This window comes from Nocardia sp. CA-145437, assembly GCF_050956485.1.
Lineage (GTDB): Bacteria > Actinomycetota > Actinomycetes > Mycobacteriales > Mycobacteriaceae > Nocardia.
Map to the genome: position 1 here is coordinate 1,642,219 of NZ_CP191204.1, position 16,123 is coordinate 1,658,341.

Annotated in this window: 12 protein-coding genes, 1 tRNA gene and 1 pseudogene; 9 read left to right on the forward strand and 5 right to left on the reverse strand. The window is 68.6% G+C overall.

What is annotated here, in order from left to right; all coding sequences use genetic code 11:
- Positions 1-9: 9 nt before the first annotated feature.
- A complete protein-coding gene (locus tag ACQPYY_RS07235; protein WP_433593175.1) occupies positions 10-1,428 on the forward strand; it encodes a serine/threonine-protein kinase in 1,419 nt (472 codons plus the stop codon).
- A gap of 7 nt (positions 1,429-1,435) precedes the next feature.
- Here ACQPYY_RS07235 and ACQPYY_RS07240 read toward each other — a convergent pair.
- From ACQPYY_RS07240 to ACQPYY_RS07260, 5 genes and pseudogenes are all read right to left on the reverse strand, one after another.
- Positions 1,436-1,511: transfer RNA gene (locus tag ACQPYY_RS07240), tRNA-Lys, on the reverse strand.
- A 108-nt stretch (positions 1,512-1,619) separates the two neighbouring features.
- The gene (locus ACQPYY_RS07245; protein ID WP_433594592.1) at positions 1,620-3,431 is read right to left on the reverse strand and encodes an acetyl/propionyl/methylcrotonyl-CoA carboxylase subunit alpha; all 1,812 of its coding nucleotides are present in this window, start codon (positions 3,429-3,431) and stop codon (positions 1,620-1,622) included.
- An 816-nt stretch (positions 3,432-4,247) separates the two neighbouring features.
- Positions 4,248-4,775: pseudogene (locus ACQPYY_RS07250) on the reverse strand (FAD-dependent oxidoreductase); the annotation flags it as partial.
- 53 nt (positions 4,776-4,828) lie between these two features.
- The gene (locus ACQPYY_RS07255; protein WP_433593176.1) at positions 4,829-6,286 is read right to left on the reverse strand and encodes a purine-cytosine permease family protein; all 1,458 of its coding nucleotides are present in this window, start codon (positions 6,284-6,286) and stop codon (positions 4,829-4,831) included.
- A 225-nt stretch (positions 6,287-6,511) separates the two neighbouring features.
- Positions 6,512-6,943: a MarR family winged helix-turn-helix transcriptional regulator gene (locus ACQPYY_RS07260; RefSeq protein ID WP_433593177.1), complete on the reverse strand. Its 432-nt coding sequence runs from the start codon at positions 6,941-6,943 to the stop codon at positions 6,512-6,514.
- A 134-nt stretch (positions 6,944-7,077) separates the two neighbouring features.
- On the opposite strand from ACQPYY_RS07260, the gene ACQPYY_RS07265 reads away from it, so the two are divergent.
- The 8 genes from ACQPYY_RS07265 (at position 7,078) to ACQPYY_RS07300 (ending at position 16,075) form a co-directional block, all read left to right on the forward strand.
- Positions 7,078-8,151 (forward strand): alkene reductase, encoded by a 1,074-nt coding sequence (locus ACQPYY_RS07265; RefSeq protein WP_433593178.1) that lies wholly within the window; start codon positions 7,078-7,080, stop codon positions 8,149-8,151.
- Between the two features lie 164 nt (positions 8,152-8,315).
- The gene (locus ACQPYY_RS07270; protein ID WP_379100858.1) at positions 8,316-9,239 is read left to right on the forward strand and encodes a zinc-binding dehydrogenase; all 924 of its coding nucleotides are present in this window, start codon (positions 8,316-8,318) and stop codon (positions 9,237-9,239) included.
- Between the two features lie 158 nt (positions 9,240-9,397).
- Positions 9,398-10,714: an FAD-dependent oxidoreductase gene (locus ACQPYY_RS07275; RefSeq protein ID WP_357284315.1), complete on the forward strand. Its 1,317-nt coding sequence runs from the start codon at positions 9,398-9,400 to the stop codon at positions 10,712-10,714.
- 2 nt (positions 10,715-10,716) lie between these two features.
- Positions 10,717-11,580 (forward strand): alpha/beta fold hydrolase, encoded by an 864-nt coding sequence (locus ACQPYY_RS07280; RefSeq protein WP_433593179.1) that lies wholly within the window; start codon positions 10,717-10,719, stop codon positions 11,578-11,580.
- A complete protein-coding gene (locus ACQPYY_RS07285; protein WP_433593180.1) occupies positions 11,577-13,109 on the forward strand; it encodes an aspartate aminotransferase family protein in 1,533 nt (510 codons plus the stop codon). The genes ACQPYY_RS07280 and ACQPYY_RS07285 overlap by 4 nt, the downstream gene beginning before the upstream one ends.
- A gap of 23 nt (positions 13,110-13,132) precedes the next feature.
- Positions 13,133-14,647 carry an FAD-binding oxidoreductase gene (locus tag ACQPYY_RS07290; protein ID WP_433593181.1) on the forward strand — a complete coding sequence of 505 codons (1,515 nt, stop codon included), beginning with the start codon at positions 13,133-13,135 and terminating at the stop codon, positions 14,645-14,647.
- A gap of 31 nt (positions 14,648-14,678) precedes the next feature.
- On the forward strand, positions 14,679-15,206 hold the full coding sequence (locus ACQPYY_RS07295; protein WP_433593182.1) for an ester cyclase: 528 nt from the start codon (positions 14,679-14,681) through the stop codon (positions 15,204-15,206).
- A 92-nt stretch (positions 15,207-15,298) separates the two neighbouring features.
- Positions 15,299-16,075 carry a thioesterase II family protein gene (locus ACQPYY_RS07300; protein ID WP_379100873.1) on the forward strand — a complete coding sequence of 259 codons (777 nt, stop codon included), beginning with the start codon at positions 15,299-15,301 and terminating at the stop codon, positions 16,073-16,075.
- The last annotated feature ends 48 nt before the right edge of the window (positions 16,076-16,123 follow it).

A 16,123-nucleotide genomic window follows, 5' to 3' on the forward strand; every position in this document is an offset into this window, starting at 1 on the left:
GGGGCCTGCATGTCTGCGCTGGGACGACCGGGCTGGGTTCTCGGCGGCCGCTACCGGTTGATCGAGAAGCTGGGCAGTGGCGGGTTCGGGACCGTGTGGAAAGCGCGCGACGAGCGGTTGCGGGTGGATGTCGCGGTGAAGGAAGTGCTGCTCCCGCAGGCCGAGTCGAGTGCGCAGCACGCCGAGCGGGTCGTGCGGGCCGAACGCGAGGCCCGCAATGCCGCCCGGCTGCGCGACCATCCGAATATCGTCGGCGTACTCGACGTCGTCACCGACGGCGGGACGCCCTGGATCGTCATGCGCCTGGTGTCCGGTCGATCCTTGAAGCAGCGCCTCGACAGCGACGGGCCGGTGGACGGCGCGGAAGCCGCCACCGTCGCCGCCGCCCTGTTGCAGGCCCTGCGGGCCGCCCATGACGCCGGTGTGGTCCACCGCGATGTCAAACCGGGCAATATCCTGCTCGCCACCGGCGGCGAGGTGCTGCTCACGGATTTCGGAACCGCCCGCCACCACTCCGATCACACGCTGACCGCGAAGGAGACGCTGATCGGTTCGTTCGAGTACATGGCGCCCGAACGCATCGACGGCGACGACACACCCGCCGGCGACCTGTACGCCCTCGGCGTCACGCTCTACCAGGCGGTGGAGGGGGTTTCGCCGTTCCGTCGCGACACCATTCACGGAACCATGAAAGCGGTCATGTTCGGTGCGGTTCCCTCGCCGGTGCGCGCCGGGCAACTCGGCCGGCTCATCACTCGACTGATGGACCGACGGCCGGAGTCACGTCCGTCCATCCCCCACGCACTGGCCATGCTCACCGACCGGAAATCGCAGGATTTCTCGCCGAAATCGGAAGTGCCCAAGGAGAATTCGAGACCGCCAGGCACCGGCCGGAGGCGTGGCGAGATCGGCCAGTTGCTGGCCCGGGCCCGAGATCATCAGAAGCGCGGCGATATCGGCGAAGCCGAACGGCTACTCCGCCAAGCCGCTTCGATGAACGACACCCTCTCGATGTCCTTCCTGGCGCGACTCCTCGAAAACCGGGGCGCCCGCGCGGAAGCCGAACGCTGGTACCGGCAGGCCGCCGAGCACGGCGATACGCTCTCGATGCTGACCTTGGGCCATATGTGCATGAAGACCGGTGACCTCGGCCAGGCCGCCTACTGGTACCGCCGCTACATCGACAATGGCCACATTCTCGGAAAGGTCCACTTGGCAGCGGTTCACGAGGCCCGCGGCGAGGGCGACCGAGCCGAGGTCCTCTACCGCGAGGTGGAACAAGACGGCGACATGGTCGCGCTGAAAGCCCTGGGCGACCAATGGAAATCCCTCGGGCGCACGGACGCCGCGAAACGCGTCTACCGCAAATCCGCCGAAGCCGGGTACGGCCCGGCGAAGGACGCCCTCGGGAATCCGACCCCGGGTTAGGACTTTCTGGTGCGCCATCAGGGACTCGAACCCCGAACCCGCTGATTAAGAGTCAGCTGCTCTGCCAATTGAGCTAATGGCGCTTGCTACTTCGTTGCGGGAAGGAACTTTAGCAGGGTGGGGGCTGGAAGTGGAATCGGGTTTCCGGGAGGGGTGACGGCCCCGGCTGGAGTGCCGGGGCCGGGCCGGGGTCAGTTGATTTCGGCGAGGACGGTGCCCTGGGTGATGGCGCTGCCGGGCTCGACGGTGAGGCCGGTGATGGTGCCGGACTTGTGGGCGGTGACCGGGTTCTCCATCTTCATGGCCTCGAGCACCACGACCAGGTCGCCCGCTTCGACGGACTGGCCCTCTTCGACGGCCACTTTGACCACGGTGCCCTGCATCGGGGCGGTCACGGCGTCACCGGAGGCGGTGCCCGCGCCCGCGCCACCGCGCTTGCGGGGCTTCGGCTTCTTACGCACCGGGGTGGAAGCGGCGGAGGCGGAGAACTGGGCGGGGATGGAGACTTCTACTCGGCGGCCGCTGACCTCGACGACGACCTTGTGACGCGGGCCCTCGTCGTCCTCTTCGATGGCGACGGCACCGGTGTAGGGCTCGATCGGGTTGTCCCATTCGTTCTCGATCCACTTGGTGTAGACGTCGAACTTCTCGCCGTCGCCAATGAACGACGGGTTCTCGACGATGTGGCGGTGGAACGGGATGACCGTGGCCAAGCCCTCGATGTGGAATTCGGCGAGGGCTCGGGCGGCTCGTTGGAGGGCCTGGTCGCGGGTTTCGCCGGTGACGATGAGTTTGGCGAGCATGGAGTCGAATTGGCCGCCGATGACAGAGCCCTCGACCACGCCCGAGTCGACGCGGACGCCGGGACCGGTCGGTTCGTGGTAGGTGACGACCGGGCCGGGTGCGGGGAGGAAGCCGCGACCGGCGTCCTCACCGTTGATGCGGAACTCGAAGGAATGGCCGCGCGGGGTCGGGTCCTCGGTCAAGGTCAGGGCGTGGCCTTCGGCGATGCGGAATTGCTGGCGTACCAGGTCGATTCCGGCGGTCTCCTCGGTGACCGGGTGTTCCACCTGGAGGCGGGTGTTGACCTCGAGGAAGGAGACCGTGTCGCCCTGGACGAGGTATTCGACGGTGCCCGCGCCGTAATAGCCTGCCTCGCGGCAGATCTGCTTCGCCGACTCGTGGATCTGGGACCGCACGGAATCGGACAGGAACGGGGCCGGAGCCTCTTCGACGAGCTTCTGGAAGCGGCGCTGCAGCGAGCAGTCACGAGTACCCGCGACCACGACATTGCCGTGCTGGTCGGCGATGACCTGAGCCTCGACGTGGCGGGCCTTGTCCAGGTACTGCTCCACGAAGCACTCACCACGACCGAACGCCGCGATGGCCTCACGGGTCGCGGACTCGAACAGCTCCGGAATCTCCTCGATGGTGTGCGCGACCTTCATGCCACGACCACCACCACCGAAAGCGGCCTTGATGGCCACCGGAACACCGAACTCCTTGGCGAACGCCACGACCTCGTCGGCGTCCTTGACCGGGTCCTTGGTACCCGCGGCCATCGGCGCCTTGGCGCGCTCGGCGATGTGGCGCGCGGTGACCTTGTCACCCAGGTCGCGGATGGACTGCGGCGAGGGGCCGATCCAGATCAGTCCGGCGTCGATCACGGCCTGCGCGAAATCGGCGTTCTCGGAAAGGAAGCCATAGCCGGGGTGGATCGCGTCGGCGCCGGCCTTCGCGGCGGCGTCGAGGATCTTGTCGAACACCAGGTACGACTCGGCCGAGGTCTGACCACCGAGCGCGAACGCCTCATCGGCGAGCTTCACGAACGGCGCGTCGGCGTCCGGTTCGGCATACACGGCCACACTGGCGATACCGGCGTCCTTGGCGGCCCGGATCACCCGGACGGCGATCTCGCCTCGGTTGGCTACCAGGACTTTCGTGATTCGCGTGATGGGCACAGCGGATCCTGTCTTCTTGCCGGGTTCGGAGGCGGCCAGCATCTCGTCGCGTTCCACGACCTTGACGCGTTCGCGGCCCTGCGGTTCGCCGAGGGCGCGCTCGTGGGCGTCGAGGCGGTACCAGCCCGCCCAGGTGGTGAACGGGATGCCCTTGCGCTCCAGGAATTCGATGACGGCGTCGGGGTCGGGGTGGGCGGCGGGGGTGAAGGAAGCGGCGTCGTCGAGCAGGCAGGCGATGGTTTCGTTGGCGTCGCCCTTGGTGTGACCGATGAGGCCGACGGGGCCGCGCTTGATCCAGCCGGTGACATAGGTGGCGGCCAGGCCGGGAATGCGGCCCGCGGTGTTGGGGACCGTGCCGCTGTCCCCGTCGAAGGGCAGGCCCGGAACCGGCTGGGAGAGATAGCCGACCGCGCGATAGACGGCCTGGATGTCCCAATCGCGATACACGCCAGTGGGTTTCACGTTGCCAGTGCCGTCGAGTTCGGTGCGTTCGGTGCGCAGGCCGACGACCTTGCCGTCCTGGCCGAGGATCTCCGCAGGGTTCTCGAAGAAGTGCAGGAACAGCTTGTGCGGGCGGTCGCCGACATCGCGAATGGCCCACTGCTCCAGGGTGTTGCAGATCATGTCGACCTGCTTGGAGGTGCGGCGCGCGGCTTCCGAACCCTCGTCGTAGTCGATGTCCTCGGGGTCGACGATGACCTCGATGGTGGGGGAGTGGTCGAGTTCGCGCAGTTCGAGGGGCGTGAACTTGGCCTGGGCGGGACCGCGGCGGCCGAACACGTGCACCTCGAGCGCCTTGTTGGCCTGCAATCCGTCGTAGACGTTCGGCGGAATCTCCGTGGGCAGGAGCTCGTCCCCGGTCTTGGCCAGCACCCGCGCCACATCCAGCGCGACATTGCCGACCCCGAGCACCGCGACCTTCTCCGCCTCCAGCGGCCAGGTCCGCGGCACGTCCGGATGCCCGTCGTACCAGGACACGAAGTCCGCCGCACCGTAGGATCCGTCCAGGTCGATGCCCGGAACATCCAGCGCGCGATCAGCATTCGCCCCGGTGGAGAAGATGACCGCGTCGTAGAACTGACGCAGATCCTCCAGGGTGATGTCGACCCCGTAGTCGATATTGCCCAGCAGCCGCACCTGCTCCTTGTCGAGGACCTTGTGCAAGGCGGTGATGATCCCCTTGATCCGCGGGTGATCCGGCGCGACGCCGTAGCGGATCAACCCGAACGGCGCGGGCATCCGCTCGTAGAGGTCGATGCTCACCCCGGCGAACCCGGCGTGCTCATCGGATTTCATCAACGCGTCGGCGGCGTAGATCCCGGCCGGTCCCGCCCCCACGATCGCAATGCGTAGTGGGCGGGTCGCTGCACTCTGTTCGGTAATCATGGTTCCCTTCACGACTTTTCGGTCACCGACAGGCGCCGCGACCCGCCGGTTGTTCACGCGTTGATCTCGGCCGCCGCGATCCGCGAGCGGTAGAGCGTGCGGCTGAGCGCCGCGTAGACGGTGGCCGCGACGGCCGGCCCGGCCAGCGCAGACAGGTCCGCGCCGCCGAGGGCCGAGGCCACCGGCCCCTCCCACGAGGTGGTGTGGATGCACAGCCCCGCCGAGATGCCGCCGGCGATGATGGCCGTGACACCGGCGAGGTTGAAGCCCGCCGTGTACCACTGCGCGCTGCCGGGGTGTTCGTCGTTGAGCGACACGCCGTCATACCGGTTGCGGCGCAACACGATATCGGTCACGTAGATGGCGACCAGCGGCCCCAGCACCACGACGGTCAGTTCCAGCCACCGGCTCAGGGTCGCGAGGAAGTCCTCGGCGACGAACAGCGCGTAGAAGGTGATCGCGCCGCCGAGCACGCCGTCGATGAACACGGTCTGCGAGCGCCGCATCTTCACGCCGAGTCCCTGCAGGCACAGGCCGGACGAGTAGGTGGTGAGCACGTTGGTGGTGATCGCGCCGACGACGATCACGGCCAGGAACACCGGGTAGAACCACCCGGGCAGGATGCCCTTCAGCGAGGTCTGGGGATCGGTCATGTCGACACTGGTCCCGGCGATGACGCCGATGACGCCCAGCGCGACGGCCGGCACGAACCCGCCCAGCGCGGTCCACCCCATCACCGCGCGCTTGGACACCGATTCCGGCAGGTAGCGCGCGTAGTCCGCGCCGACGGTCCACGACAGCGGAGCCGACGCGACCAGCGCCACCCCGACCAGCAGCGCCGACCACAGCGAGGAACCCGTGAGCGGCTGTGCGGGAACGTAATCGAACGTGGCGTGGCCGAACACGAAGACGCCCAGCAGCACACAGCACAGCACGAGGGCGGCGGTGAAGAACGGGCTGAGCCGCACGATCGTCGCGTGACCGTAGATGCTGATCGTGAAGGTCGCGACCGCCATGACCGCGACGATCACCAGCTTCACCGGCGTCGACACCGTGACGCCCAGATGCCCGGCCAGCGCGAACGCCGCGAGCGAACCGAACGACAGGTTGATCGCCTCGTAGGAGATGGCGATCAGCCAGTTGAGCCCCGCGCCGAAGAGCCGGTTACCGCGAATGCCGAACATGGAGCGCATGATCACCACGCTGGGCGTCCCCGCCGCCGGGCCGCTGACCGCGAGCGCGCCGACGCCGAGCCAGAACAGGTTGCCCAGCACCACGACCGCCAGCGCCTGCCACAGCGACAGGCCGAGCAGCAGCGCCGTGCCGCCCAGCACGATGTAGATGTAGGCGACATTGGACGCCGCCCAGATGGTGAACAGTTCACGCGGCGTGCCGCGGCGCTCCTGCGGGGGAACGAAGTCGATGCCGCGAACCTCGATGTGCCCGAACGCATCCCCCGATGGTTCCGGTGCTGGTTCCCGGGTTGTGATGTCCTCTTGCTGACTGGTCACCGCGCGCCTCCGAATACCTTGTGCAGCTTCCGTGTTCGACGTGTCCACGACACGTCCGCGGCGAAACTATCGCCGCGAGCGTCATCGCCCGGTCATCGTCGGGACATCAGGAAGCATTCGCGCAGGTCAGAGCGGCGCGCGTGAGATCGTCACGCATTGATCAGGGTGTTTGCCCGCGGGTAGCGTTGGGCCGCAGTGAGTTCGGTGGGTCCGTCGCCGGTGTGGTTACCGGGGCGGGGTGAGTGCTTTGCGAAGAAGGTCGGCCAGTTGCTGTTGTTCGTCGGGGGTCAGATTGGCTACCGCGCGGCGGGGGAAGTCGAAGGAGTCCTCGAACGCGTCGTTGACGGCTTCGCCCTCGGGCGTGCGCTGGATGCGCCGGAAGCGCCGGTCGTCGGGGTCGGGTTGGCGCAGGACCAGGGAGCGGGCCTCGAGCCGGGTGACGATCTGGGTGATGTTGGAGGCGTCGCAGCCGAGTTCCTCGGCCAGTTCCCCCATTCCGCGGGGTGTGCCGACCCGGCCGAGTACGCAGGCGTGGGCCATGCTCATGCCCTGGTCGCGGGCGGCGTCCTCGAAGGCGTGGTTGTAGGCGTCCACGAATTCGAACATCACGCGCTCGACGTCGGTGGATGTGCTCACGGGACCTGCCGGTACTGCCATGCAGAAAATTCTAAGCCAAGACTTGACGAAGGTACTTGATTGGATAAATCACATGTGCCAGCATGGTGCTTGATCCAATCAAGTAATTCCGCGCACCAGTCCGGCGCGCGACTCGATCCAGCAAGGAGTACAAGGTGAGCACTCTGTTCGAGCAGGTCTCGATCGGTCAGTTGCAGCTGCCGAGCCGTCTGGTGATGGCGCCGATGACCCGCAACCGGGCCACCCTGGATGGGCTCGTCACCGAGCTCACCGCCGAGTACTACACGCAGCGCGCGAGTGCCGGCCTGATCATCAGCGAGAGCATCCAGCCCAGCGTCATCGGCCAGGGCTACTTCCTGACCCCGGGTCTGCACAACGAGGCCCAGACCGAGGCCTGGCGCCAGGTCACCGACGCCGTGCACCAGGCGGGCGGCCGCATCATCGCGCAGCTGACCCACTGCGGCCGCATCGGCCACCCGATGCTGTACCCGGACAACGCGCTGCCGCTGGCCCCGTCCGCGGTGGTCTCCGGTGAGCAGCTGTTCACCCCCAACGGCATGATCGACCACCCGGAGCCCCGGGAGATGACCGCCGAGGACATCACCACCACCATCGCCGACTTCGTGGCCGCCGCGCGCAACGCCATCGCCGCCGGCTTCGACGGTGTCGAGGTCCACGGTGCGAACGGCTATCTGCTGCACCAGTTCCTGGCCGACAACACCAACCTGCGCACCGACAACTACGGCGGCTCGATCGCCAACCGCATCCGCTTCGTCACCGAGGTGGTGGCCGCGGTCGCCGAGGCCATCGGCGCCGACCGCACCGGTATCCGGCTCTCGCCCGGCAACCCGTTCAACCACATCGTCGAGGCCGACCCGGCCCCGCTGTACGTCGAGCTGCTCACCAAGCTGTCCGACCTGGACATCGCCTACGTGCACATCATGGAGGGCGGCGACCGCGAGCTGACCACCAAGCTGCGCGCGGCCTTCTCCAACAGCATCATCCTGAACCCGCACGCCACCCCCGAGGCGTTCCCGGCGTCGGTCGACGCCGCCAAGCAGGCGCTGGAATCCGGTGTGGCGGACGCGGTCGCGCTGGCCACCCTGTGGCTGGCCAACCCCGACCTGGACGCCCGCATCAAGGCCGGCGGCCCGTTCAACGCCCCCGACGAGGCCACCTTCTACGGCGGCGACCACGTCGGCTACACCGACTACCCGACCCTGGGCTGAGTGACTCATGGCCCCGGGCCGAGTCGCTCACCGGCCCCGGGCAGCGTCACCCATAACTGAATTCGCAACGGCCGCCCCGATTTCCGATCCCGGCCGGGACGGAATCGGGGCGGCCGTGCGCCCGGACCATGTCCGCCGATCCCCTGAGAAGAGGAGCACTGAAGATGAAGGCACTCGTCCACGACCAGGCCGCCCCGCACATGCTGCGCCTGAGCGACGCGCCCGCCCCGACGCCGGGACCGTCGCAGGCGCTGATCGACGTCGCCGCGTTCTCGTTCAATTTCGGGGAGGTCGCCTTCCGGGTCCCGGACCTGCCGACCGGCACGATTCCGGGCTGGGACGCCGCGGGGACCGTCGTGGTTCCCGCGGCCGACGGCTCGGGTCCGCCCGCGGGCAGCCGCGTGGTGACCTTCGGCTGGGGCGGCGCCTGGGCCGAGCAGCGCGCGGTCGACACCGCGGAACTGGCCCTGGTGCCCGACACCCTGGATCTCGGTGCGACAGCGGCGCTTCCGGTCGCCGCGGTCACCGCCTTGCAGGCGATCCGTCGGCTCGGCGACATCACCGGTCGCCGGGTGCTGGTGACCGGCGCGTCCGGTGGCGTCGGCCGGTTCGCGGTGCAGCTCGCGCACCTCGCCGGTGCCGAAGTCGTTGCCTCGGTGGGCAGTCCGGCCCGTGGCGCGGGTCTGGTCGAGCTGGGCGCGACCGAGGTGATCCTCGGTCCCGCGGCTTTGCGCGGCCGCGTCTTCGGCGCGGTCGACAATGTCGGCGGCCAGCAGCTGGCCGACGCCTATCTGCGGCTCGAGACCGGCGGCACGGTGGTGGCGGTCGGCAAGGCCTCGAAGCAGCCGACCCTCATCGATTTCGAGGAGGCCCGCATGCGGGTCGATCGCGCGCGGATCGAGACCTTCGTCATCGGCACCCCGCTCGGCGGCGAGCTCGCCGAACTGGTCGGCCTGGCCGAACGCGGGCAGCTGGATCTGGCCATCGGCTGGCGCGGCGACTGGACCGACCACCTGCGCGCCGCCGACGCCCTGGTGAGCCGCCGGGTCCCCGGCAAGGCGGTGCTCGACGTGCGCCGCGCGGACTGAGTCAGAACCTCGAAAAGCGGCTCGTACCAGCACTATTCGTGCCCAGTGTCTCGACGATGACCGGTCGGTGAGCCGCCCGTGGATACGTTCACCCCGTGGCCGCGCGCGAACGGGCGGTGAGCCACTGGCACGAGCGGTACGAGCAGAGGAGACAGGCCATGACCACCCGTGGAGAGAACCGCGCCGTCGTATTGGGGGGTGGGCTCGCCGGTTTGTTCGCCACCCGCGTGCTCGCCGAGAAGTACGAGCGGGTAACCCTTGTCGACCGGGACCACCTGACCGGTCCGAACCTGCTGCGGCGCGGCCTGCCGCAGGGCCACCACCTGCACGGTCTGCTCTCGCGCGGCCAGCAGATCGCCGAGGAGCTGTTCCCCGGCCTGACCGACAAGATGGTCGCCGACGGCGCGGCCATCGGCGACGCGTCCAAGGACGTGCGCTGGATCATCAATGGCAAGAAGCTGGTTCAGGTGGACTCGGGCCTGGTCTGCCTGACCGCCAGCCGCCCGTTCTTCGAGGGCCACATCCGCGAGCGGGTGCTGGCGCTGCCGAACGTGGAGCTGGCCGAGCAGTCCGACATCAGCCGCCTCGAGGTGGTCGAGGACGGCAAGCGGATCGCCGGTGTGTGGGTGTTCCCGGAGAACTCGCACGAGACCCTGATCCCCGCCGACCTGGTGGTCGACGCCTCGGGTCGCGGTTCGCGCGCCTCGGTGTGGCTCGACGACCTCGAGTTCGGCCGCGTCGAGGAGGAGAAGCACAAGATCGGCATGGGGTACGCCACCCGGTACTACCGCATCCCGGACGAGGCATTCGGCGACGACATCTCGATCAACACCGTCGCCTCGGCCGGTGTGCCGCGCGGCTGCATCTGCCAGAAGATCGACGGCGGCCGGGCCATCGTGACCGCCTACGGCATCCTCGGCGACCACCCGCCGACCGATCCCGAGGGCTTCCTGGCCTTCATCAAGACCCTTGCCGCGCCGGACATCTACGAGACGCTGCAGCAGGCGGTGCCGCTCAACGACCCGGTCGCCTACAAGTTCCCCACCAACCTGCGCCGCCACTACCAGCGCATGACCGCCTTCCCGGCCGGCTTCCTGGTGATCGGTGACGCGGTGGCCAGCTTCAACCCCAGCTACGCGCAGGGCATGACGGTCGCCGCCATGGGTTCGGCCGTGCTGCGCAAGCACGTCCAGGCCGACGGCGAGATCGATCCGCTGGCCTACTTCCGCGATCTGGCCGCCGAGGCCATCGACGGCTGCTGGGACATGGCGATCGGCGCCGACCTGAGCTACCCCGAGGTCCAGGGTGAGCGCACCCCGGAGATCCTCGAGGCGCACGCCTTCATCGCCAAGGTCCAGGACGCGGCCGCCCGCGACGGCGACGTGTCGCGTGCCTACCAGCGCGTCATCGGCCTGGCCGATCCCGCCACGGTGCTGCACGAGCCGGCCCTCGAAGCCAAGATCTTCGCGGAGTAGTCATGACCGTAGAACGAATCAGCCTGGGCGAGTTCACCTTCGACGTCGACATCGCCGGTCCCGCCGACGGCCCGGCCGTGCTCCTGCTGCACGGCTTCCCGCACAGCCGCGAGTCCTGGAACGAGGTGGCGCCCATCCTGCACGAGGCCGGGCTGCGCACCATCGCGCCGGATCAGCGCGGGTACTCCGACGGCGCGCGGCCGGCCGAGGTGGCCGACTACGCGCTGCCGAAGCTGGTGGCCGACGCGCTCGGCATCCTGGACGCGCTGGGCGTCGAGTCCGCGCACGTGGTCGGTCACGACTGGGGCGCCGCGGTCGCGTGGTATCTCGGTGCGCGCCACCCGGATCGGGTGCGCAGCCTGGTCGCGCTGGCCATCCCGCACCTCGACGCCTACCAGCACGCCTACCGGGTCGACGAGGAGCAGCAGCACAGCTCGCAATACGTCGAATTCCTCATGTCGGCCGACTCCGGCGCGCAGTTCCTCGCCGACGAGGCCGCCCAGCTGTGGGCGTGGTTCGCCCAGGCGGGGGAGGGCGTGCTGACCCCGGAACAGGTGAGCCGCTACGTCACCAAGCACAGCGACCCGGCCGTGCTCGAGGCGGCGCTGAACTGGTACCGCGCCAACAACCTGCTCGGCGAGCCGTTCGGCTTCGGGCCGGTGACCGTCCCGACGACCTTCGTCTGGAGCGTCACCGACACCGCCGTCAGCAAGCTCGCGGTCACCGAGACCGCCCAGCACGTCACCGGCCCGTACCGGCTGGTCACGCTGGAGAAGACCTCGCACTGGCAGCCGCAGCAGGCGCCGGAAACCGTTGCGGGAGAGATCTTGAACCTGGTGCGCGCCGGAGAGGTCCAGAGCCGATGACCACGATCGAGAACGCACCGGACTACGCCGAACCGTATCTGCTCGGGGTGCTGGCCACGGCCGGGCTCGATGTCGAGTACACCCGCGGTGAGGCCGACACCCTGTACTACCGCAAGGACGGTCAGGAGATCGCCGTCCTCGACTTCGTCGGCGGCTACGGTTCGACGCTGCTCGGGCACAGCAATCCCGAGCTGATCGAGCACGCCCGCGAACTGCTGGCCGGTCAGACGCCGATCCACGCCCAGTTCTCACGCCACTCGTACGCCAATCGCGTGGTGTCCCAGCTGAATTCGATCATCCGGCGCGAGCTGGACGACGACGAGAACTACTTCGCGATCTTCGCCAACAGTGGTGCGGAGGCCATCGAGGCCGCCATGAAGCACGCCGAGTTCGAACGCTTCGCGCGGATCGCCGGGCTGCGGGCCGAACTCGAGGCCAATGTCGAGGCCGCGCGCGCCGCCGTCGCGGACGGGCGGGCGTCGGGCGATATCGAGGCCCTGGTGGCCGCGGCATCCGCGCACAACGACGCGTTGTTCGCGAGCACGCCGCTGTTCCTGAGCCCCGTCGGATCCTTCCACGGCAAGCTCGCGGGCAGCGTCCAGCTCACCTACAACCCGATCTACCGGTCGGTGTTCTCGGCGCTGGCCGCCCAGGCCCGGTTCGTCCCGATGGACCAGCCCGGCGCGCTCGACGAGATCGTCGCCGCCGAACGGCGCGACCTGCACGACCTGGAGATCGCCGACGGCCGGGTGCGCGTGACGCCGCGGTCGTTCCCGGTGTTCTGCGCCCTGGTGCTGGAACCGATCCTGGGCGAGGGCGGCATCCACGAGGTGCCGGTGGAATTCGCCAAGGACGTCAACCGGGTCGCCGCCGACCTCGGCATCCCGGTGGTCGTCGACGAGATCCAGGCCGGAATGGGCCGGACCGGCGCGTTCCTGTCCAGCAGCCATCTGGGTCTGCGCGGCGACTACTACGCCATGGCCAAGAGCCTGGGCGGCGGTATCGCCAAGGCCGCGGTGCTGCTGGTGCGCGAGTCGCGGTACCTGCGCGACTTCGAGATGATGCACAGCTCGACCTTCGCCAAGGACAGCTTCTCCTGCCTGATGGCGGAGAAGGTGCTCGGCGTGCTCGAGGCGAACGACGGCGAGGTGTATCGCACGGCGGCGCAACGGGGTTCGGAGCTGCTGACCGCGCTGCGCGGGCTGCGGGCCGAGTTCCCGACCGTCATCGCGGACGTGCGCGGCCGCGGCCTGATGGCCGGTCTGGAGTTCGCGAACCTGGCCGAGGCGGACTCGCAGGTGCTGCGGGAACTCGACGGCAGTGGCTTCTTCGGCTACTACGTCTCGGGTTTCCTGTTGCGTGAGCACAACATTCGCACCTTCCCCACCTCGAGCGCGGTCTACACCCTGCGGTTCGAGCCGTCGGTCCACCTCACCACGTCCGATATCGACCGGCTGATCGTCGCCCTGCGCGACGTGTGCCTCGAGATTCGCGACGCGGAGGGCGCCCGCCTGGCGCCGATCGCCTGAACGGACAGAAGGAGAGACACACCATGATCGACACCTTCGACGTCGAACGGGTGACCCCGGACGACGAGCGCTACGGCGTGCTCGCGGCCAGCTTCAACGGCCGATGGAGTGGCGCGCCCGAGTACGTGCTGCTGCCCAAGACGGCCGACGAGGCCGTGGCGGCGGTGCAGCACGTACTCGATCGCGGCGTGCGGTTCGCGCTGCAGAGCAGTGGCGCGTGCTACGAGGACCTGATCGTCAACCCGGACATCCAGGTCATCATCAGTGCGTCGCAACTGAATTCGGTCGACTACGACGCCGAGCTGTCCGCGTTCGCGGTGGGCCCCGGCGTCAGCACCGCCGACCTGTACCAGAAGCTGTACGACGGCTGGCAGGTCACCGTCCCGGCCGGGATCGGTCCGCCGGTCGCGCTGGGCGGGCAGATGACCAACGCGGGCTACGGTCCGCTGTCGCGTCAGTTCGGGCATCTCGTCGACTACCTCGAGGCCGTCGAGGTCGTCGTCGCGGACGCCGACGGCAAGGCCCGCAAGGTCGTGGCGACCCGGCGGGCCGACGACCCGAACCGGGACCTGTGGTGGGCGCACACCGGCGGCGGTGGCGGCACCTACGGGCTGGCCACCAAGTTCTGGCTGCGCGCGCCCGGCGCGACGGGCGCCGAGCCGGCCGACCAGTTGCCCTCGGCTCCACGGGAACTGATCGTGTCCGAGGTCGTCTGGTCCTGGGATCAGCTGACCGAGGACGCGTTCGGCAAGCTGCTCACCACCTTCACCGCCTGGCACGAGAAGCACGCGGGCGTCGACTCGCCGTACGTGAATCTGTTCAGCGCGCTGAAGCCGCGCCACATCTCGGCCGGTGAGTTCCTGATGTCCTCGCAGATCGACGCGGCCACCCCGGACGCCGACCGGCTGCTCGACGAGTTCCTGGCCGCCATGGCCGAGGGCGCCGGCATCACCTACCGGGTCGACGCGCGCAAGCGGGTCGAGTGGATCTCCCACGTCACCGCGTGGGCGGATCTGGGCGGCGACGGCTGGGAAGGCAAGGGGCGCTTCAAGGCCAAGTCGGCCTACCTGCGCACCGCGCTGCCCGCCGACCAGGTGGCGGCGCTGTACCGCAACCTCACCGATCCGGCGTTCGACAACCCCGCCACCCTGGTGGAGATCGCCGGGTACGGCGGTCACGTCAACACCGTCGAGGCCGCGGAAACCGCGTCCCCGCAGCGGGATTCGATCATCAAGATGCTCTACATCGTGATGTGGGCGACGCCGGAGGAGGACGCGGCCCAGCTGGCCTGGCTGCGCCGCTTCTACGCCGACGTCTACGCCGCGACCGGTGGAGTGCCGGGACGGGGCGGCGCCAACGACGGCGCGGTCCTGAACTACACCGACACCGATCCGCTGGACCCGGCGCTGTACACCGCGCCGATTCCGTGGCAGGAGCTGTACTTCGGCGACGCCCTGCCGCGCCTGCGGGAGATCAAGGCGACGTGGGATCCGCGCGGCCTCTTCACCCACGCCCTGGCCGTTCGCGGCGACAACTGACCGCACTACCGGATCACCCTGGAGGCATCCGATGACCTCGCTCGAGAAGATCGAGTACTTCGACGACCGCTACCGCAAGGCCCGCGCCGGGCTGGGCGGCGCGCTGCCCGACGCCGACACCATCGGCGACTTCATGGGCGCTTGGTACAAGGCGGTCAACTCCGCCGACATCGACGCGCAGCTGGCCATGTGCACCGACGACATCCTGGTCGAGGACCCGGCCATGTTCGGCCGGTTCAGCAAGGGGCACGACGACTTCCGCCTCTTCGCCCAGATCACCTACAAGGCGTTCCCGGACATGCGGTTCGAGGCCACCGGCGCGCCGCTGGTGTCCCTGGACGGCAACCGCATCGTGGTGCCGTGGCACGGCATGGGCACCCTGTCCGGCGGCATCTCCGGCTGGCCGCCGGAGCACCCGGAGGAGCCGGTCGCGGCCACCGGGCGCACGTTCGATCTGGAGGGCATGGACACCTACGAGTTCCGTGACGGCCTGATCAGCTACTGGCGCATCAGCTACGACAACTTCGAGATGTCGCAGCAGCTGGGCCTGATGGGCTGACACTCCTCCTGATCGGTTCGCGCCGGGCGCCGGGTACCCCTTCCCGGCGCCCGGCGCGAAACCGTTCGGTATACGACAAGGGAATTCGTGTGATGGAAAAACGTCTGTCCGGCAACCCTTCTCCGAACGCGTGGATTCGCCGATTCGGTCCGGCGCCCGACGCCCCGCACCGATTGGTTTGCTTTCCGTACGCGGGCGGAGCCGCGAGCTATTTCTTCCAATGGATGCAGGCCCTCGCACCCGAAATCGACGTGCTCGCCGTGCAATATCCCGGCCGCCAGGAACGCCGCACCGAAACGGTCGTCGACGATATCGATCGGCTCGCCGATCACATTGCCGCGGAGTTGCTTCCGTGGCTGGACCGGCCCACCGCGTTCTTCGGGCACAGCATGGGCGCGATCCTCGCCTTCGAGGTCGCGCTGCGACTGGAACGGTCCGGGACCCGGCTCACCGAACTGTTCGTCTCCGGCCGGCGCGCCCCCGCCACCAGCCGCGACGAGCGCACCTACCTGGCCGATGACGCCGAGCTGCTCGACGATGTCGTCCGCCTGGGCGCGACCGACGCCGTCGCGCTCGCCGATCCGGAGATCGCCGCCATGGTGCTACCCGTCATCCGTGGCGACTACCGGGCCATCGAACGTTACCGGTGGACCGACGGGCCTCGGGTGCGCTGCGGGATAACGGCGTTCACCGGGAACATCGACCCCAAGACCACCGTCGCCGAGATGGCCGAATGGCGGACGCACACGCACGGCGGGTTCGAGTTGCGCGAGTTTCGCGGGGGCCATTTCTTCATCAACGAGCATGTCGCCGCGCTGCACGCGGAGATCCGTGAACGGGCCACCGGCACCGCGGTGTGGTCGAAATAACTGAATTACCAACGGATTACCAACCTGTTCCGATCGCACGGCTACGTT

Excerpts from the sequence above, each read along its gene's own strand:
- ACQPYY_RS07235 (WP_433593175.1), top strand. The coding sequence starts at position 10 with ATGTCTGCGCTGGGACGACCGGGCTGGGTTCTCGGCGGCCGCTACCGG.
- ACQPYY_RS07245 (WP_433594592.1), bottom strand. The coding sequence starts at position 3,431 with ATGCTGGCCGCCTCCGAACCCGGCAAGAAGACAGGATCCGCTGTGCCC.
- ACQPYY_RS07260 (WP_433593177.1), bottom strand. The coding sequence starts at position 6,943 with ATGGCAGTACCGGCAGGTCCCGTGAGCACATCCACCGACGTCGAGCGC.
- ACQPYY_RS07270 (WP_379100858.1), top strand. The coding sequence starts at position 8,316 with ATGAAGGCACTCGTCCACGACCAGGCCGCCCCGCACATGCTGCGCCTG.
- ACQPYY_RS07275 (WP_357284315.1), top strand. The coding sequence starts at position 9,398 with ATGACCACCCGTGGAGAGAACCGCGCCGTCGTATTGGGGGGTGGGCTC.
- ACQPYY_RS07280 (WP_433593179.1), top strand. The coding sequence starts at position 10,717 with ATGACCGTAGAACGAATCAGCCTGGGCGAGTTCACCTTCGACGTCGAC.
- ACQPYY_RS07285 (WP_433593180.1), top strand. The coding sequence starts at position 11,577 with ATGACCACGATCGAGAACGCACCGGACTACGCCGAACCGTATCTGCTC.
- ACQPYY_RS07290 (WP_433593181.1), top strand. The coding sequence starts at position 13,133 with ATGATCGACACCTTCGACGTCGAACGGGTGACCCCGGACGACGAGCGC.
- ACQPYY_RS07295 (WP_433593182.1), top strand. The coding sequence starts at position 14,679 with ATGACCTCGCTCGAGAAGATCGAGTACTTCGACGACCGCTACCGCAAG.
- ACQPYY_RS07300 (WP_379100873.1), top strand. The coding sequence starts at position 15,299 with ATGGAAAAACGTCTGTCCGGCAACCCTTCTCCGAACGCGTGGATTCGC.